Consider the following 18,417-nt stretch of genomic DNA (forward strand, 5'->3'; position numbering starts at 1 on the left):
CGGCTTACGCCGGAGGCCGCCGCTCACGCGTGTTCCACCAGTATGGCGTCAATCTGGCGGTCCCGGGCCTGAACGAGGTTGGACATGCGCAGCATCTGGATCGACGCGTGCGGAAACAGCGCTGAGGAGGATACCTACCCGGCTCTGCAAGGCGAGGTCAATGCGGACGTCGTGGTGGTTGGTGGAGGCATCACCGGCGCTGCCACGGCCATGCGTCTGGCCGAAGCCGGCCTGTCGGTGGCGTTGGTGGAAGCACGGCGCGTGGGGGCCGGCAATACCGGCCGTTCCACTGGCAATCTTTATGGGACTGTCTCCAGCGGACTGCGGAACCTGCGGAAGAAATGGGGTCCCGAGGAGGTCGCTTGCGCCGTGGCGGGGCGATCGCGGGCCCTGGCGTGGATACGCGAAACAGCCGGCCGCCACGGGATCGACTGCAGCTTTGAAAGCGTGCCGTTGCACGAATGCGTCGCGGACGACGACGGTCTGCAGGTGCAGGATCTGCGGACAGAACACGAAGCGGCGCTGGAAGCGGGGTTGCTGGCCGAGTGGGGAGAGCAATTGCACGGATGGCCGCTGCAGGCGCGACGGGTGCACACATTGCTGTCCCAGGCGCACTTCAACCCGTGCGCGTTCACCTGCGGCCTGGTCCGCGAACTGGCCAGACGCGGGGTGGCCGTCTATGAGAACAGCCCGGTGCTGGACATCGATGCCGGAAATGGGCGGGTAACGGCTTCGGGCGGGACCGTTAGCGCCACCGATATCGTGCTCGCCACCCATACGCCGCTCGGGTTCAACATCGTGCAGGCCGAGATGGAGGTATTCCGCGAGTACGGCATCGCCGCCCGGCTTGCTTCCGAGGGACCTCCCGTGGGCAGCGTCTGGATGAAGGGACCGGCGATGCGATCGATCCGCACGTACCGGGACCCGAACGGCACCCGGTACCTGGTCGTGGTCGGCGAGAAGCACAAGACGGGCGAAGGCGAACGCGGGGTGGATTACGCCGAGCGCTTGCGGTCGTTCGCTTCCGAGCACTTCGACATCAGGACGTTCACCCACCAGTGGTCCGCGCAGCAGTACAGTTCGGCCGACGGGCTGCCCTACATCGGTGCCAGCGGCCACGACAACGTGTTCATGGCAACCGGCATGGGGGCCGATGGCCTCACCTGGGGCGTGGTGGCAAGCGAGGTCATCACCGATCTGGTCCAGGGGCGGGACTCGCCATTGTCCGAGCTGCTCAGGCCGCGACGGTTTACGCCGATCAAATCCGCGAAAGGGTGGCTGGCGGAATACAAGACCACCACCCGGCACCTGCTCGAGCGGCTACACCCGCACACTGCGGACGCGGCCCTGGACCGGTTGCCGGCGGGGACGGGCCGCCTGATGGACATCGACGGAGAAGCCCGTGCCGTCTATCGCGACGACGATGGCGCCGTCACTGTGCTCTCGCCGGTGTGCCCCCACCTCAAATGCCATGTGCACTGGAACCAGGGCGAGCGCACCTGGGACTGCCCGTGCCACGGCAGTCGCTTCGACACCACCGGGCGGGTGATCGAAGGGCCCGCTTTGCAGGGATTGAGCCGGGCAGGGGACGGCTGAAACGAAACAGGCCCCCGTTCGGGGGCCTGCTCGGGCTTGCAGCCGGCAACGACTCAGTCACCGACCGGTGGCTCCACGTTATCGCCACTCGATATGTCCGCACCGGTGGCGGCCGCCGCCTCGGCTTCGCAATCGGTCAACGCCTGCCCGGTGAGGCCGGTGCAGCGCTGATCGGGATCGACCGCCTGTGAAGCCACGTCCGGGTCGACGTACGTGTCGGGCGTGTTCTCATCAATGACCGTGGTATCCGCCGAACGTGCCTCGTCCTGCAGGTGTTCGTCGCGGCGGTCGCAGGCGACGAGCGCGCTGGAGAACACCAGCGCCACGGCCACGGATTGCATGAGCTTCATCGGGATATCTCCGGTTGGGTTGTGCCGATCCTATCCGCCGCTGCGTGCGGGCGGCGTGTGGATCAGAGGAGCTCGACCGCGATGGCCGTGGCCTCGCCGCCGCCGATGCACAACGATGCCACGCCGCGCTTGCCGCCACGCTGGCGCAGGGCACTGAGCAGGGTCACCAGCAGGCGTGCACCGCTGGCACCGATCGGATGGCCGAGCGCCACGGCGCCGCCGTGCACGTTGACCTTTTCGTGCGGAATGCCCAGGTCCTTGATCGGCGCCATCGCGACGCAGGAGAAGGCTTCGTTGATCTCGAACAGGTCGACGTCCTCGACCTTCCAGCCGGCCTTGTCGAGCACGTTGGAGATCGCCTTCACTGGCGCGGTGGTGAACCACTCCGGCGCCTGCGAGTGGGTGGAGTGGGCAACGATGCGCGCCAGTGGCTTCAGCCCGCGTGCCTTGGCGTCGTCGGCGCTCATCAGCACCGTGGCCGCGGCACCGTCGGAGATCTTGGAGGAAGAGGCCGCGGTCAGCACGCCTTCCTTGCCGAAGGCCGGACGCAGGCCGGCGATCTTGGCGGTGTCGATCTTGCCCGGCTCCTCGTCGCTGTCCACCACGACCTCGCCCTTGCGGGTCTTCACCGTGACCGGAACGATCTCGTCCTTGAACTTGCCATCGGCCTGGGCGGCCTTGGCACGGTTGACGCTCTCCTCCGAGAAGGCGTCCAGCGCCGCGCGGTCGAACTCGTAGGTGTTGCAGGTGGCGTCGCCGAAGACGCCCATCGCCTTGCCGTCGTACGGGTTGGTCAGGCCGTCGTGGGCCATGTGGTCGAGCATCTCGGTGCTGCCGTAGCGGATGCCGGTGCGCGATCCGTTCAGCACGTGCGGCGCGTTGGTCATCGACTCCATGCCGCCGGCGACCACCACCTTGGCCGACCCGGCCTTGATCAGGTCATGGCCGAACATCACCGCCTTCATGCCCGAGCCGCAGACCTTGTTGATGGTGGTGCAGCCTGCGGATACCGGCAGGCCGGAGTCCAGCGCAGCCTGGCGGGCAGGAGCCTGGCCGAGGCCCGCGGGCAGCACGCAGCCCATGATGACCTCCTCGACCTGGTCCGGGGCCAGCCCGGCCTGCTCCAGCGCGCCGGTGATCGCGGCGCTGCCGAGCTTGGGCGTGGGGACGCCGGTGAACTGGCCGAGGAAGGAACCGATGGCGGTGCGCTTGGCACCGACGATGACGACGTCGCTCATGGGGGACTCCTGCTGTGGAGGGGGGGCGATGGACCGCCCAGACCCCCGATTATGGTCCGTCGTGCTGCGGTGCCGCAAACGCCCGGGATGCCACAACGGTTCACCTGTCTGAGCAGGCCGTCATTGTCCGGGCGGCCGATTTCGGCGGATACTCGGGGCCGGGAGAACAACATCAGACCAGGGGAAATCTATGGCATCGCAGGGAAATCCGCGCAACGGCGCGTGGCGTTTGGGGTTGAGCAGCTTGAGCGTGGCGATCCTCGCCGCGTGTGGCGGTGGTGGCAGCGGCGGCAACGTGCGCCCGATCGACCCGCCGCCGACGTCGCCGCCGCCGACCCCACCGGTGGTGTATGACCCGGAGCCCGATTTCAGCAAGCACCTGACGCTCACCAATGCCGGTGAAGCCCACGACGCCGGCCTGACCGGTGAGGGCTACCGCATCGGCGTGGTCGACAGCGGCGTGACCAGCACCCATCCGGCGCTGAACCCCCGTGTGCTGGTGAACCTGTTCTATCTCGATCCGACCCGCAACGACAAGACCGTCGACGACGTGGACGGTCACGGCACCGGCGTGTCGCAGATCATGGCGGGTACGCCCTTCGGCGCCTGGCCGGGCGGCATTGCGCCCGGCGCGGAGATCGTCTCGGCCCGCATCATTTCCGACGAACCGCCGGTCGACGACGGCTCGGGCGAAGGCAACGAGGTCGACGGCGCGCTGGGCCTGGAAGGCATCCACGATGACCTGATCGATTACGACGTCCGCATCATGAACAACTCGTGGGGCGGGCTGTACTGGGATGACGTCGGGGCAACCGATCCCATTGCCGAGGAATACCGCCGGTTCATCCATGACAACGACGGCCTGGTGGTGTTCGCCACCGGCAACGAGTCCTTCGCCGACCCGACGGACATGGCGGCCCTGCCGAGCCAGCCGGGTCCGAACGGCACCCGGCCCGCTGCGGACCTGGAAGAGGGTTGGATCGCAGTGGCCGCGCTGGCCACCGCGTCGCCGACCGAACTGGCGAGCTACTCCAATGCCTGTGGCATCGCGATGTCGTACTGCATGGTGGCGCCCGGCGACGTGGTCGTGACCGGCAAGGATGACGCGCCCGATGCGCCCACGTACTGGAACTGGAGCGGCACCTCGCTCGCCGCTCCGCTGGTGTCAGGCGCCGCGGCCCTGGTCTGGGAGGCGTTCCCGTATTTCGACAACAACCTGGTGCGCCAGACCCTGCTCGGCACCGCGCAGGACCTTGGCGCCCCGGGCACCGACGAGGTCTTCGGCAACGGCCTGCTCGACATCGGCGCGGCCATCCGCGGCCCGTCGAGGCTGGATTGGGGCGATGTCACCGTGCGCATCGACGGTGGCAGCTCGACCTGGTCGAACGAGCTGTTCGGCAATGGCACCCTGACCAAGCAGGGCGCGGGCAGCCTCTACCTCGACAATGACGCCAGCTTCGACGACGGCATCCAGGTCTCGGGTGGCGCGCTGGTCTCGGCCGGCTCTATTACCGGCGACGTCGGCGTGGGCACCAACGGTGCTTTCGGCTTCGGTACCGGCCTGGTGGGCGACCTCGACAATGACGGCTGGGTGCAGGTGACGCTGGACGAGGCCGGCACCGGCAGCATGTCGGTGGGGATGGACGGCAACTACACCCACGGCTCGGACGCAACACTCGCGATCGAGCTGGGCACCGAGTTCCATGTCTCCGGTACCGCATCGATCCAGGGCGGCGACGTGCACGTGCTGGGCGTCCGCGAGGACTACGTCAGCGGCGCACGTGAGGAGTTCCTGTACGCCGAAAGCGGCCTGACCGGTTCGTTCGACGACATCACCACCGCCAGCGGCGTCTTCCTCGAGGCCACGCTGGGTTACGACAGCAACTGGGCGTGGCTCGACATCGACCGCCTGGACGTGACGGCGGCCGCGCAGTCCTACGGCTTCACCGCGGTCTCCGTCGGCAGCGCCACCCGTGTCGAGACGGCCTTCCGCGCCATCGATGGGACGGAGGGCGCCGATGGTGCCCCGGTCGGCGTCAACGGCGACTTCCTCGGCGCAGCGGGCCAGTTCCAGCGCACCGCGAGCCTCGCCGCCGCCGAGCAGTCCCTCGCCAGCCTCTCGGGCGAAATGCATGCCGCCGATGCCGCGTTCACGATGATGGCGCTGGAGGGCAGCCGCCACGCGCTGGAGTCCCGCCTGGACGCCATCGGCAATGGCATCGCCGCCGGCGCCTGGGCGGACCGGATCAACGGCCAGCGCGGCTGGTCCCACGCCGAGCTGGACTCCAGCGGCTGGACCATCGGTCAGGACTTCCGGGTGGCCCCGGGCCTGGTGATGGGCGCGTCCTTCAGTGAAACCGATGGTGTTGCGGGCCGCGGCCTGCGTGGCGACCGCGAGCGCAATCGCCAGACCGAAGGCCAGGTGCATGCATCGTGGAGCCAGGACGGCAACTACGTGCTGGGCCACCTCGGCATGGGCCGGATGGAGCGCGACATGCAGCGCGAGATCCTGCTGGGCAATAGCCGCTTCGGTGTCGCTGCGGACTATGCCAACCGGTACACCACCGCCGGGCTGCAGGTCGGCCACCGGTTCGACGTCGGCATGGGCACGCTGACCCCGTACCTCGGCACCCAGGCCCTGCGCATGGAGCGCGAGGCGTTCACCGAGCAGGGCGCCGCCGGCTTCGGCCTCAGCACCGCCGGCTCGACGCTGGAAGCCACCCAGGCCCTGGGCGGCCTGCGCATGGACCGGCAATGGCAGTGGGGCGCGACCGCGCTCGACTTCCGCGGCCGCCTGGAGTGGCAGCGCACGCTGTCGCAGACGGGCGAGGCCATCGATGCACGCTTCACCGGCATCGACGCCTGGTCCCCGATTGCCGGCACCGGCCTTGGCGGCGACGCCACCGTGTTCGGCCTGGGTGTTGGCGCGGCGCTCCCGGTGGGTCACCTGACGCTGGATGTCGACAGCCGCAGGCAGGATGGCCAGAGCTGGACCGGCGCGTTCGCGAACTGGGCCGTCGGGTTCTGAGGCTGGAAGTCGTGTAACGAAAAACGCCGCGGATTCCGCGGCGTTTTTTTATGTCGACTGCGTGAATGTTTCCCGACGAGGACACCCGCGCGTTCCTTGTGGGTGTTGCCGGCACCGAGGATCTCCCGTTGCCCATGTAGGAGCGGCTTCAGCCGCGACCCAAACCGGTTCGCCCGCGCCCATTTCACGATCGCGGCTGAAGCCGCTCCTACAGGAAGCCCGATGGCGGTGCCGTCAGCCGCCGCGTCGCGCGCCCCGACCGTGTAGGAGCGACGTCAGTCGCGACCTGTACATGCCACCCGGAAATGCGCGGTCGCGACTCACGTCGCTCCTACAGAAGAGCACAGCCCGGGGTGCGAGGCATCGCCCGGGAGGTCGAAGGCCTCGCCCGGAGGCGAAAGCTGTCGCAGCGGGAGGTGCCGGCGCACTCCGGCCCAAGCACCCTCAGCTGCGCCCGTCGAACAACTCGCGGCCGATCAGCATGCGGCGGATCTCGTTGGTGCCGGCGCCGATGGCGTACAGCTTGGCGTCGCGGAGGATGCGGCCGGTGGGGTATTCGTTGATGTAGCCGTTGCCGCCCAGCGACTGGATCGCTTCCAGCGCCACCTGCACCGCGGCGTCGGAGGCGTGCAGCAGGCAGGAGGCGGCATCCACGCGGCTCTTGTGGCCGGCGTCGTAGTCGCGGCCGACCTGATAGGCGAAAGCCCGGCTGGATTGCAGCGCGGTGTACATGTCGGCGACCTTGGCCTGCATGATGCCGAAGGTGCCGATCGGCTCGTCGAACTGCCGGCGCTCGCGTACGTAGGGCAGGGTGATGTCGAGGGCCGCTTGCATCAGGCCGAGCGGTCCGCCGGTCAGGACCAGGCGCTCGGTGTTCAGGCCGCTCATCAGCACCTTGACGCCGCCGTTGACCTCGCCAAGGACATTCTCCGCCGGGATCTCGCAATCGTCGAACACCAGCTCGCAGGTGTTGGAGCCGCGCATGCCCAGCTTGTCCAGTTTCTGCGCGGTAGTGAAGCCCTTCATGCCGCGCTCGACGATGAAGGCGGTCATGCACTTGCTGCCCGCGTCCTTGCCGGCGGTGCGCATGTAGACCACCAGTACGTCGGCCTCGGGGCCGTTGGTGATCCACATCTTGTTGCCGTTGGCGACCCATACGTCGCCCTTCTTCTCGGCGCGGCAGCTCATCGAGCCGACCACGTCGGAACCGGCGCCCGGCTCGCTCATCGCCAGCGCGCCCTTCCACTCGCCGCTGCACAGCTTGGGCAGGTACTTCTCGCGCTGGGCCTGGGTGCCGTTGGCATACAGGTTGTTGACGCAGAGGTTGGAGTGGGCGCCGTAGCTCAGGCCCACCGAACCCGAGGCGCGGGAGATCTCCTCCATCGCCACCAGGTGCGCCAGGTAACCCATCTCGCTGCCGCCGAACTCCGCCGGTACGGTCAGCCCCAGCAGGCCCATCTCGCCCAGCTTCGGCCACAGCTCCTGCGGGAAGGCGTTCTCCTCGTCGATCGCAGCTGCGTGCGGGGCGATTTCCGACTCGGCGAATCGGCGCACGGCCTCGCGCAGGGCGTCGATTTCTTCACCAAGGGGGAAAGGGCGCATGGAAGGCTCCGGAAGGGGGGTGGGAATGGCGTACGGGAATGGCGTACTGATAAGAACAACAACGTCGAATCTTGCAAACGACGACGGGGCACTCGGCCCCGTCGTCGGTACAGCTTCAGAGGCGCTTACGCACCGCCGCGGATGCGGCCCTGGAAGCGCGGGGTCGAGCGGCCCAGCGGCAGCTTCAGCTTGCCCATCAGCTCGATGCGCTCCTCCGCCATGCGGTCGGCGGCCTTGTAGGTCGGGATGCCGTCACGCTCGGCGATCTCGAAGATGCGCGTCAGGTTGTGGTAGATGGTGCGCATCTGGCGCATCGCGCGCTCGCGGTTGTAGCCGGTCATCTCCAGCGCGACGTTCATCACGCCGCCGGCGTTCACCGCATAGTCCGGCGCGTACAGCACGCCGCGCTTGGCCACTTCGTCGCCGATGGCGTTGGTGGCCAGCTGGTTGTTGGCCGCGCCGCAGATCACCTTCGCCTTCAGGCGGGGCAGGGTCTGCTCGTTGACGGTGCCACCCAGCGCGCACGGCGAGTACACGTCCGCCGGCACGTCGTAGATCTCGTCCAGGCCCACGGCCTCGGCGCCGTACTCGGACACGGCCTTCTCGACCAGGCCCTTGTTGATGTCGGTCACGAAGATCTTCGCGCCGCGCTCCTTGAGCAGCTTCACGTACTCCATGCCGACGTGGCCCAGGCCCTGCACGGCATAGCTGTACTTGCCGACTTCCTCGTCACCGAAGCGCTTGTTGAGCGAGGCCATCAGGCCCTGCAGCGCGCCGTAGGCGGTGAACGGGGAAGGATCGCCGGAACCGCCATGCACCTGGTGCACGCCGGTGACGAATTCGGTCTCGCGGTAGACGAACTCCATGTCGTTGACGTCGATGCCCACGTCCTCGGCGGTGATGTAGCGCCCGCCCAGAGACTGCACGAACTGCCCGAACGCGCGGAACAGCGCCTCGGACTTGTCGGTGGCCGGGTCGCCGATGATCACGGCCTTGCCACCGCCGATGTCCAGGCCGGCCACCGCATTCTTGTAGGTCATGCCGCGGCTCAGGCGCAGGACGTCGTTCAGCGCATCCTGCTCGGTCTGGTACGGCCACATGCGCGTGCCGCCCAGGGCAGGGCCCAGCACGGTGTTGTGGATCGCGATGATGGCCTTCAGGCCCGCGTCCTTGTTGTGGCAGAACACGACCTGCTCGTGGCCGAAAGTATCCAGGGTTTCGAAAATCATCGGGTGCTCCGCGTCGGCGTGTGAAGGGACTACGCCAACAGAGGGTGGTAAGTCATTGAATCGGAGGGATTCACCAAGGACAGCGGGCTAGAAGCCGGCCGCTGCGGGGCGACAGTTTAAAGCAATCGGTCGGCGGGGACAGTGCATGCCCCGGCTGTAGAAGAACTTCACCGGCCCGCAACGCCCGCTGCGTACCGTAAGCCCCGCGGTGTCACTGTTTCGACCGCGGGCTGGCACCCGCCGCCCGCTCCAACGAAGACCCTCCGCACGGCGCCCACGCGTCCCAGCCCGCAGGCGCGCCAGGCCTTGCCGTCGCAGCCGGCCGCATAAGGAGGGCAGGACCGGAGCCTGCATGCCCTCATCCATCAACGACCACGCCTTCCTCAGCAACACCCGCGGCTCGGCCCTGGTGGACCGCTCCGGCTGCATCGACTGGCTCTGCCTGCCACGGTTCGATTCGCCCGCCTGCTTCGCCGCCCTGTTGGGCACCCCGGAGCACGGCTGCTGGGAACTGGCACCCGCCGGCCAGCCCACCCGGACACAACAGCGCTACCGCGACGACACCCTGGTGGTCGAGACCGAGATCGAGGTGGCAGAAGGCACCGTCTGCATCGCCGACTGCATGCCGATCGACCCCGACTGCGCCGAGGTGGTCCGGGTGGTGCGGGGCGTGTCTGGACGGGTGCCGATGAAGATGCGGTTCCGCCCGCGCTTCCAGTTCGGCTCCTGCACACCGGAGCTGGTGGACCGGGACGGGGTGGTGATTGGCCATGCGGGAGACGAGGCCCTCGCTTTCAACGCATCGGTGCCGTGCCGGGTGGAGGAAGGCGACGTGCGCGCGGACTTCGAACTTGCCGCCGGCGATCGCGTCACCTTCGCCATGACCTTCGCCCGTGGCGGGCGCCCAACGGACCCGCCCATGGATCCAGACAGCGCCCTGGAGAGCTGCGCCGAGTGGTGGCGCGAATGGGCCGGCCGCTGCGAATACGACGGCCCCTGGCGCGACGCGGTGATGCGGTCGCTGCTGACCCTGAAGGGCCTGATCTACGAGCCGACCGGCGGCATCATCGCGGCGGCGACGACATCGCTGCCGGAAGTGGCCGGCGGCTGCCGTAACTGGGACTACCGGTTCTGCTGGCTGCGCGATGCCACCTTCACCCTCTACGCCTTGCTCGGCAACGGCTACCGCGACGAGGCCTGCAAGTGGCGCGACTGGCTGGTGGACGCGGTCCGAAGGGAGCCGCTGGCGATGCACGTGCTGTACCAGGTGGACTGCGACTCGGAGATGTCCGAGGCCACGGCCGATTGGCTGCCCGGCTATCGCGATTCGCGCCCGGTGCGCATCGGCAACGAGGCCGGGCGCCAGTTCCAGCTCGACATCCGCGGCGAGGTGCTCGACGTGCTGCATGTCGGCCGCGAAAACGGCCTGGAGGGGCGCGAGCACTTCTGGGACCTGCAGGTCGCGATCCTGGAGGACCTGGAGCAGCACTGGCGCGAGCCCGATCGCGGCATCTGGGAGATGCGTGGTGGGGAGGCGCACTTCGTGCATTCCAAGGCGCTGGCATGGGTGGGTTTCGACCGCTGCATCCGCGCCGCCCGCGAGGGCCTGATCAAGGGGCCGGTGGAGCACTGGTGCGAGGTGCGCGATGCCATCCGCGCCGACATCTACGAGCACGGTTTCGACCGCGAGCGCGGCATCTTCGTGCAGCGCTACGGCGCCAAGGACCTGGACGCCAGCCTGCTGTTGCTGCCGCTGGTCGGCTTCGTCGCCGCCGATTCGCCCGAGGCCATGGCCACCGCCGATGCCATCGGCAAGGAACTCGCGGTGGATGGCCTGCTGCGCCGCTACAGCCCGGTCAACCCGCTCGACGGCCTGCCGGGCGTGGAGGGCGCCTTCCTGCCGTGCTCGTTCTGGATGGTCGACAACCTTGCCCTCAGCGGCCGGGTGAAGGAAGCCCGGCACCTGTTCGAGCGCCTGCTGGGCCTGTGCAACCACGTCGGCCTGTTGAGCGAGGAGTACGACATCGAAACCGGCGACATGCTCGGCAACATCCCGCAGGGCCTGACCCACGTGGGCCTGATCAACAGCGCCCGGATCGTCGCCGACGCCGAACGCGGCCGCACCGGTCAACCCGATCCGACCCGGCCCGAACAGCAATCGAAAGAGCAGGGCGGCCGCGGGCATTCCCCCACCGGCGCGCGTGCCGCCGCGCCCGACACACCACTCACGGAGGAAACACCATGAGCCAGACCGTAGGCGACTTCCTGCTGCAACGCCTGTCCGACTGGGGCGTCAAGCGCATCTTCGGGTACCCCGGCGACGGCATCAACGGGATCATGGGTGCGCTCGACCGCGCCTCCGACCGCTTCCACTACGTGCGCGTGCGCCACGAGGAGATGGCCGCCTTCATGGCCACCGCCCACGCCAAGTTCACCGGCGAGATCGGCGTGTGCATGGCCACCTCCGGCCCCGGCGCGATCCACCTGCTCAACGGCCTGTACGACGCCAAGGCCGACCACGTGCCGGTGGTGGCGATCGTCGGCCAGCAGGCGGTGACCGCGCTGGGCAGCGACTACCAGCAGGAGGTCGACCTCAAGACGCTGTTCAAGGACGTCACCAACTACCTGGAGCAGATCAACAAGCCGGCCCAGCTGCAGCACGTGGTCGACCGCGCCTTCCGCGTCGCCGCATCCGAGCGTGCGGTGACCTGCATCATCGTGCCCAACGATCTGCAGGAGGTGGATGCGGTCGAGGAGATCCCGCGCGAGCACGGCTACGTCTATTCCGGTGTCGGGCACGCGCTGTCGCGCCCACAGCCCAACGACGACGAGCTGCAACGCGCGGCGGCGATCCTCAACGAGGGCGGCAAGGTGGCGATGCTGGTCGGCGCCGGTGCCATCAAGGCCACCGACGAGGTGGTGCAGGTGGCCGAGCGGCTCGGCGCCGGCGTGGCCAAGGCGCTGCTGGGCAAGGCCGCGGTTCCGGACGACCTGCCGTTCGTGACCGGCTCCATCGGCCTGCTGGGCACCAAGCCGAGCTGGGAGCTGATGAAAGGTTGCGACACCCTGCTGATGGTCGGCACCACCTTCCCGTACTCCGAATTCCTGCCCAAACAGGGCCAGGCCAGGGCGGTGCAGATCGACATCCAGCCCCGCAACATGAGCATGCGCTACCCGACCGAGATCAACCTGGTCGGCGACAGCGCCCAGACCCTGGCCCGCCTGCTGCCACTGCTCAAGCACAAGGATGACCGCAGCTGGCGCGACGAGGTCGAAGGCAACGTACGCGAGTGGTGGGAGGATCTGGAAGCCCGGGCCATGGCCGATGCGAAGCCGATCAACCCCCAGCGCGTGTTCCACGAACTGTCGCCCCGGCTGCCGGAGCGTGCGGTGCTGTGTGGCGATTCCGGTTCGCACACCAACTGGTATGCGCGCGACATCAAGATGCGGCGCGGCATGATGGGCTCGCTCTCCGGCGGCCTGGCCACGATGGGCAGCGGCGTTCCCTATGCGATCGCCGCCAAGATGGCCTTCCCGGACCGCCCCGTCATCGCCATGGTCGGAGACGGCGCGATGCAGATGAACGGCAACTCCGAGCTGCTCACCGTCCAGCAGTACTGGAAGGAGTGGAGCAACCCCAGCTTCATCGTGCTGGTGCTGGCCAACCACGACCTCAACCAGGTGACCTGGGAGCAGCGGGTCCTGGCCGGCGACCCGAAGTTCCCCATTGCCCAGGACGTCATCGATTTCCCATACGCCCGTTACGCCGAACTGCTCGGCTTCCGCGGCATCAAGGTCGAGCGGCCCGAGGATGTCGGCCGGGCATGGGACGATGCATTCGCCTCCGACCGGCCGGTGGTGATCGAGTTCGTGACCGATCCGGACGTGCCACCGCTGCCGCCGCACATCAAGCCGGGCCAGGCCCGCGCGCTGATGTCCGCCCTGGTGCATGGCGATCCGGACAGCGCCGGCATCATCAAGCAGAGCATCAAGCAGGTCGCGGCCGGAGTGCTGCCGCACAAAGACGGCAAGTGAGCGCGCGGCCGTCCATCTCCAACGTGCGGGTGGATGCCTGGACGGTGCCCACCAACGAGGTCGAGGCCGACGGCAGCTTCCGCTGGGACAGCACCACCATGGTCGTGGTGCGGGCCGAGGCGGGTGGGCACTGCGGGCTCGGCTACACCTACGGCCATCGGGCGGTGGTGACGGTGGTGCGGGACACGCTGGCGCCACTGGCCGAGGGGCGCGACCCGTTCGACACCCGTGCCATGCATCGCGATGCCGTCATCGCCCTGCGCAACGCCGGTTACCCCGGCATCGGCGCGATGGCGGTCTCGGCGATGGACGTGGCCATGTGGGACCTGAAGGCCAAGCTGCTCGATGTCTCGCTGCCGGACCTGCTGTCTTCCACCCGTCGCTCGCTGCCGGTGTACGGCAGTGGCGGCTTCACCAGCCTGGACGACGATGGCCTGCAATCGCAGCTTGCCCACTGGGTCGGGCAGGGGATCGGGCAGGTGAAGATGAAGGTGGGCACGGATCCGGGCCGGGATGGCGAGCGGACCCGCATCGCCCGTGAAGCCATCGGACCCGGCGCGGTGCTGATGGTCGATGCCAATGGCGCCTATGACCGCAAACAGGCGCTCGCGCTGGCCGATGAGTTCGCCGACGCCGCAGTCGGCTGGTACGAGGAGCCGGTGTCATCGAACGATCTGGAGGGCCTGCGGCTGCTGCGTGACCGCGTGCCGGGTGGCATGGAGATCGCCGCCGGCGAATACGGCTGGGCCAACCATTATTTCGCCAGCATGCTGGAAGCCGGCGCCGTGGACGTGCTGCAGGTCGACGCCACGCGATGCGGCGGCTACACCGGCTTCCTCGATGCCGCCGCGCTGGCGCATGCCCACCACATTCCGCTGTCCGCCCATTGCGCTCCGGCGCTGCACGGCCCCGTCGCCGCCGCCGTGCCCGAGCTGCGGCACCTGGAGTACTTCCACGACCACGTGCGGCTGGAGGCCATGGCCTTCGATGGCGTGGCACCGCTGCAGGATGGCGCGCTGGTGCCCGACCGCAGCCGCCCCGGCCACGGCCTGGTGCTGCGCGAGGCCGACATGGAGGAGCACAGGATCTGAAATGGCGCTGGCATCCGACACCGCACACGCACTGGCCCGGGAGCTTCGCAAGCGGATTGATGGCGAGGTCCGCTTCGACGCGGGATCTCGCGCGCTCTACGCCACCGATGCCTCCAATTACCGGCAGGTCCCCATCGGCGTGGTGGTGCCGCGCCACCTTGACGATGTTGTCGCCACCGTCGCCGCCTGCCGCGAGTTCGATGCGCCCGTGCTGTCGCGCGGCGGCGGCACCAGCCTGGCCGGCCAGTGCTGCAACACCGCCGTGGTCCTCGACTATTCCAAATGGTGCAACCGCATCGTCGATATCGATGCCGAGGCGGGCACCGCGCTGGTGGAGCCGGGCTGCGTGCTCGACCAGCTGCGCGATGCCACCGCCGAGCATGGCCTGACCTTCGGGCCCGATCCTTCCACCCATGCCCACAACACCCTGGGCGGGATGATCGGCAACAACTCCTGCGGCGTGCACTCGGTCACCACCGGCCGCACCGCCGACAACATCGTGGCGCTGGAGGTGCTGACCTACGACGGCGCGCGCTTCTGGGTCGGTGGCGAAGACGGTGACGAGGTCGCCGAACATGCCGGCACCGACGGCCGCAAGGGCGAGATCTACCAGGGCCTGCAGCGCCTGCGCGAGCGCTACGCCGACATGGTCCGCGAGCGCTACCCGGACATCCCGCGGCGGGTATCGGGCTACAACCTCGACAACCTGCTGCCCGACCACGGGGTCAACGTTGCCCGCGCGCTGGTGGGCTCGGAAGGGACCTGCGTGGTGGTGCTGCAGGCCCGCCTGCGGCTGACCCCGCGCCCGAAGTGCCGCACGCTGGTGATGCTCGGCTACGCGGATGTCTGCAATGCCGCCGCGGACGTCGAACGGGTACTGCGATACGAGCCCTACGGGCTGGAGGGCATGGATGAGGCGCTGGTCGCCGCGATGCGCAAGAAGAACCTGCATCCCGGCGCCATCAAGCGCCTGCCCGATGGCGAAGGCTGGCTGATGGCGGAGTTCGGCGGCGACGACCAGGAAGACGCCAACGCCGCGGCGCAACGGCTGGTCGATGGCATCGGCGATGGCGGCGATGGCGACGAGAGCCCAAGCGTGGAGCTGGTGGAAGACCCGGCCGAGCAGGCGCGCCTGTGGACGGTGCGCGAGGCCGGCCTGGCCGCCACCGCCCACGTGCCCGGCGAGCACGAGACCCATCCCGGTTTCGAGGATGCCGCCGTTCCGCCCGAACGCCTTGGCACCTACCTGCGCGAATTCCGCGAGCTGCTGCGCCAGCACGACTACCACTGCGCCCTGTACGGCCACTTCGGCGACGGCTGCGTGCACTGCCGCATCGATTTCGAGGTGGAAACCCGCGAGGGCATCGAGAAGTGGAAGCGCTTCCTTGATGAAGCCGCCGACCTGGTGGTGCGCCACGGCGGCTCGCTCTCCGGCGAGCACGGCGACGGCCAGGCCCGCGGCTACCTGCTGTCTAAGATGTACGGCGACGAGCTGGTCGGCGCCTTCCGCGAATTCAAGGCGCTGTGGGATCCCGACGGCCGGATGAATCCCGGCAAGCTGTTCGATTCCGCGGTGGACGAACACCTGCGCGAAGGCCCCGGGCTGAACCTGCCGAAGGTCGCGTCCGCCTTCGACTACCCGGAGGACGAGCACCAGTTCTCCGGCAGCTCGATGCGCTGCGTCGGCGTCGGCGCCTGCCGCAACATGACCGGCGACGTGATGTGCCCCAGCTACCGCGCCACCCGCGACGAGCAGCATTCCACCCGCGGCCGCGCTCGCCTGCTGCACGAGATGCTGCGCGGCGAAACCATCCAGGACGGCTGGCGCAGCGAGGCCGTGCGCGATGCACTGCACCTGTGCCTGGCCTGCAAGGGCTGCAAGAACGACTGCCCGGTCAACGTCGACATGGCCACCTACAAGGCCGAGTTCATGGCCCGCCACTACCAGGGCCGGATGCGCCCGCGCGATGCCTACTCGATGGGGCTGATCTTCTGGTGGAGCCGCATCGCGTCGCACATGCCGGGGCTGGCGAACGCTGCGCTGCATGCACCTGGCCTGGGCAGGCTGGCGAAGAAGGTCGGCGGCATTGCGGTGGAACGCGAGATGCCACGTTTCGCCAAGCCCACTTTCAAACGATGGTTCGCGGGACGTACGCCGGCGGCCGGGGGCAAACCCGTGGTGCTGTGGGCGGACACCTTCGGCAATTACCTGACGCCGGGGCCGCTCAAGGCCGCCACCGACGTGCTGGAGGCGGCGGGTTACCGGCCCATCGTCCTGCAGAAGCCGCTCTGCTGCGGCCGGCCGCTGTACGCGGAAGGCATGCTCGACCTGGCCCGCGCGCAGCTGCGCGACACCATGGACGCACTGGCGCCGTACATCGACCAAGGCCTGCCCGTGGTCGGGCTGGAGCCGTCGTGCGTCGCCAGCTTCCGCGAGGAACTCCCGCGCCTGTTCCCCAGCGACGGCCGCGCCCATTACCTGGCCGACAACGCCTTCATCCTCAGCGAGTTCCTCGATCGTGGTGACTGGTGCCCGCCAAAGCTCGGCCGCCGCGCGCTGGTGCACCCGCACTGCAACCACCACGCGGTGATGGATACCGACGCCGAGCGCCGGGTGCTGGAGCGGGCAGGGGTGGATTTCGCCTTCAGCAACGCCGGCTGCTGCGGCATGGCCGGCTCGTTCGGTTTCGCCGAAGACCGCTACGAGGTCTCGCTGCAGATCGCCGAGCACGAACTATTGCCCAAGCTGCGCCAGACGCCGGATGAGACCTTGCTGATGGCGAACGGCTTCTCCTGCCGCGAGCAGATTCGCCAGCTGACCGGGCGCCACGCGCTGGACCTGGCCGAAGTGCTGCAGATGGCCATCGCGGAGAGCGAAAGCCGCCACTGAAGTCCGGCAGTGCTCAGGCCTGCCGGTAACGCCCCTCCCGCAGCCACAGGGTGGCCTGCCACTGCTCGCCGCTGCGCACCGGCAGGTCGGCGTGCAAGGCGTCGCTGTCGTGGCTGCCGTCGGCGTGCAGGGTGTCGAACATCACCGCGCAGCCGGCGCGCGGGGTAGTGCCCATCCCGGCCTGCGGGAACACCATGCCGCCGCCCCCGTCCGCGGGGCGCAGGCAGACGTGCAGGGTGCGCACGCGGTTGCCGGCCTCGGGGTGGTCGCGGGCCAATACGTCCGGTTGCAGGCTGTCGAAGTGGCGCGAGCCGGCCGCGGTGATGCCGTCCCCGGCCCCAGGCCCGCGCCGCTGGATCTGGATCTGCTCGGCATGCGCGAGCTCGGCATGCGCCGCCCGGGCCAGTCGCAACTGCACGATGCGCAGCGCCAGGTCCTCATTGGCGATGTCGAGCCGCAGCGTCGCCGTGGTGCTGGCGGCCCGGCGGGTGCGCACCAGCGCGGCGGCCATCAGCAACCGGCACTCGTCGGTGGAGAGCAGGGCATCAATCTTCGACAGGCGCGGGCGCGGTGCCAGCAGGACCGCCCGCGACGGAGCCAGCGCCTCCTCGAACGCGAGTGTGGCAGGCGCCGCGCCGGCCGCATCCGGCGGCACCGGCAGGGCGACCGACAGCGGCAGCGGATCCACCCCCTGTCCGCGCAGTCGGGCCCTTACCGCCGCGGCCAGGCGTGGCTCCGGCTGGCAGCCCTCGCCGTGCTGCAGGCGCTCGGACAGCAACAGCGCAGCCACCGCATTGCCCCTCGCCGTGGCGCACTCCAGCATGCGCACGCACAGCGCCTGGTCGCCCGGGTCCGGCCGCCGGCCCAGGTGCACGGCCGCGGCGACCAGCGCCGGCGTATAGCCGTACTGCATCGCCGCCAGGATGCGCTGGTTGATGCGCGCGGTCCGGGGCAGCAGCACGCTGCCCAACGCCGCCCAGGCCAGCCAGTAACCGGCCACCGGGTGGGCGAGCCGCTCGGCCGCCATCAACCAGTCCACACCGTGCTGCGGATCGGACTCGCCGCCGATGCCCTGCAACTGCATTCGCCCGTAGGCGACCTGTGCACCCACATGGCCCGCCCGCGCCGCCCGACGGTGCAGCGCCCGCGCTTCCTCCTCCGCGGCGGCGTTGCCGCTGGCCGCAAGCGCGGTCGCCAGCCTGAACATCGACCAAGGCGCACCATCCCGTGCCGCCGCGCGCAGGCGGGCGGTCCGGGTGGGCTCCACGACGGTCGCGGGCATGGCCATGTCACCTGTCCAACGGCAAGTCCGGCACGGTCCGGCCGTCGTCGTGGCGGGGCGGGGACGAGCGGGGGCG

11 protein-coding genes are annotated in these 18,417 nt (G+C 69.0%); 6 read left to right on the plus strand and 5 right to left on the minus strand.

The annotated features are described in order from the left end of the window. Nucleotides 1–84 precede the first annotated feature (84 nt). On the plus strand, nt 85–1,596 hold the full coding sequence (locus B5D37_RS09835; protein WP_078758559.1) for an FAD-dependent oxidoreductase: 1,512 nt from the start codon (nt 85–87) through the stop codon (nt 1,594–1,596). Between the two features lie 53 nt (nt 1,597–1,649). On the opposite strand, the gene B5D37_RS09840 is transcribed toward B5D37_RS09835, so the two are convergent. Together B5D37_RS09840 and B5D37_RS09845 are read right to left on the minus strand one after the other, a co-directional pair. After that, complete coding sequence (locus tag B5D37_RS09840) at nt 1,650–1,946, minus strand: hypothetical protein (protein WP_078758560.1); 297 nt, start codon at nt 1,944–1,946, stop codon at nt 1,650–1,652. 62 nt (nt 1,947–2,008) lie between these two features. Next, nucleotides 2,009–3,184, minus strand: coding sequence for a thiolase family protein (locus tag B5D37_RS09845; protein ID WP_078758561.1), 1,176 nt, complete (start codon nt 3,182–3,184; stop codon nt 2,009–2,011). Between the two features lie 235 nt (nt 3,185–3,419). Between B5D37_RS09845 and B5D37_RS09850 the strand changes: the two genes are divergently transcribed. Then, nucleotides 3,420–6,212 carry a S8 family serine peptidase gene (locus tag B5D37_RS09850; RefSeq protein ID WP_159447376.1) on the plus strand — a complete coding sequence of 931 codons (2,793 nt, stop codon included), beginning with the start codon at nt 3,420–3,422 and terminating at the stop codon, nt 6,210–6,212. A 444-nt stretch (nt 6,213–6,656) separates the two neighbouring features. Here B5D37_RS09850 and B5D37_RS09855 read toward each other — a convergent pair whose 3' ends face one another. Both B5D37_RS09855 and B5D37_RS09860 read right to left on the minus strand, forming a co-directional pair. Continuing rightward, complete coding sequence (locus B5D37_RS09855) at nt 6,657–7,814, minus strand: isovaleryl-CoA dehydrogenase (RefSeq protein ID WP_078758563.1); 1,158 nt, start codon at nt 7,812–7,814, stop codon at nt 6,657–6,659. Nucleotides 7,815–7,939: 125 nt separating this feature from the next. After that, the gene (locus B5D37_RS09860; protein WP_078758564.1) at nt 7,940–9,043 is read right to left on the minus strand and encodes a Glu/Leu/Phe/Val dehydrogenase dimerization domain-containing protein; all 1,104 of its coding nucleotides are present in this window, start codon (nt 9,041–9,043) and stop codon (nt 7,940–7,942) included. Between the two features lie 352 nt (nt 9,044–9,395). On the opposite strand from B5D37_RS09860, the gene B5D37_RS09865 reads away from it, so the two are divergent. From B5D37_RS09865 to B5D37_RS09880, 4 genes are read left to right on the plus strand one after another with little or no spacing between them, the layout of a single operon-like run. Further along, a complete protein-coding gene (locus B5D37_RS09865) occupies nt 9,396–11,288 on the plus strand; it encodes a glycoside hydrolase family 15 protein (RefSeq protein ID WP_078758565.1) in 1,893 nt (630 codons plus the stop codon). Next, nucleotides 11,285–13,078 (plus strand): thiamine pyrophosphate-requiring protein, encoded by a 1,794-nt coding sequence (locus B5D37_RS09870; RefSeq protein WP_078758566.1) that lies wholly within the window; start codon nt 11,285–11,287, stop codon nt 13,076–13,078. The genes B5D37_RS09865 and B5D37_RS09870 overlap by 4 nt, the downstream gene beginning before the upstream one ends. Further along, complete coding sequence (locus B5D37_RS09875) at nt 13,075–14,169, plus strand: enolase C-terminal domain-like protein (protein ID WP_078758567.1); 1,095 nt, start codon at nt 13,075–13,077, stop codon at nt 14,167–14,169. Before B5D37_RS09870 ends, B5D37_RS09875 begins: the two co-directional genes overlap by 4 nt. A 1-nt stretch (nt 14,170) precedes the next feature. Then, nucleotides 14,171–17,059, plus strand: a complete 2,889-nt coding sequence (locus B5D37_RS09880) for an FAD-binding and (Fe-S)-binding domain-containing protein (RefSeq protein WP_078758568.1) — start codon at nt 14,171–14,173, stop codon at nt 17,057–17,059. A gap of 13 nt (nt 17,060–17,072) precedes the next feature. On the opposite strand, the gene B5D37_RS09885 is transcribed toward B5D37_RS09880, so the two are convergent. Beyond that, complete coding sequence (locus B5D37_RS09885) at nt 17,073–18,341, minus strand: hypothetical protein (protein ID WP_143814251.1); 1,269 nt, start codon at nt 18,339–18,341, stop codon at nt 17,073–17,075. Between the last annotated feature and the right edge of the window lie 76 nt (nt 18,342–18,417).

Source organism: Lysobacter spongiicola DSM 21749 (assembly GCF_900167055.1).
GTDB classification, from domain to species: Bacteria; Pseudomonadota; Gammaproteobacteria; order Xanthomonadales; family Xanthomonadaceae; genus Novilysobacter; species Novilysobacter spongiicola.

What these genes read in the sequence shown, in the direction of transcription:
- B5D37_RS09835 (WP_078758559.1), top strand. Translation starts at nt 85, where the DNA reads ATGCGCAGCATCTGGATCGACGCGTGCGGAAACAGCGCTGAGGAGGAT.
- B5D37_RS09840 (WP_078758560.1), bottom strand. Translation starts at nt 1,946, where the DNA reads ATGAAGCTCATGCAATCCGTGGCCGTGGCGCTGGTGTTCTCCAGCGCG.
- B5D37_RS09845 (WP_078758561.1), bottom strand. Translation starts at nt 3,184, where the DNA reads ATGAGCGACGTCGTCATCGTCGGTGCCAAGCGCACCGCCATCGGTTCC.
- B5D37_RS09855 (WP_078758563.1), bottom strand. Translation starts at nt 7,814, where the DNA reads ATGCGCCCTTTCCCCCTTGGTGAAGAAATCGACGCCCTGCGCGAGGCC.
- B5D37_RS09860 (WP_078758564.1), bottom strand. Translation starts at nt 9,043, where the DNA reads ATGATTTTCGAAACCCTGGATACTTTCGGCCACGAGCAGGTCGTGTTC.
- B5D37_RS09865 (WP_078758565.1), top strand. Translation starts at nt 9,396, where the DNA reads ATGCCCTCATCCATCAACGACCACGCCTTCCTCAGCAACACCCGCGGC.
- B5D37_RS09870 (WP_078758566.1), top strand. Translation starts at nt 11,285, where the DNA reads ATGAGCCAGACCGTAGGCGACTTCCTGCTGCAACGCCTGTCCGACTGG.
- B5D37_RS09880 (WP_078758568.1), top strand. Translation starts at nt 14,171, where the DNA reads ATGGCGCTGGCATCCGACACCGCACACGCACTGGCCCGGGAGCTTCGC.
- B5D37_RS09885 (WP_143814251.1), bottom strand. Translation starts at nt 18,341, where the DNA reads ATGCCCGCGACCGTCGTGGAGCCCACCCGGACCGCCCGCCTGCGCGCG.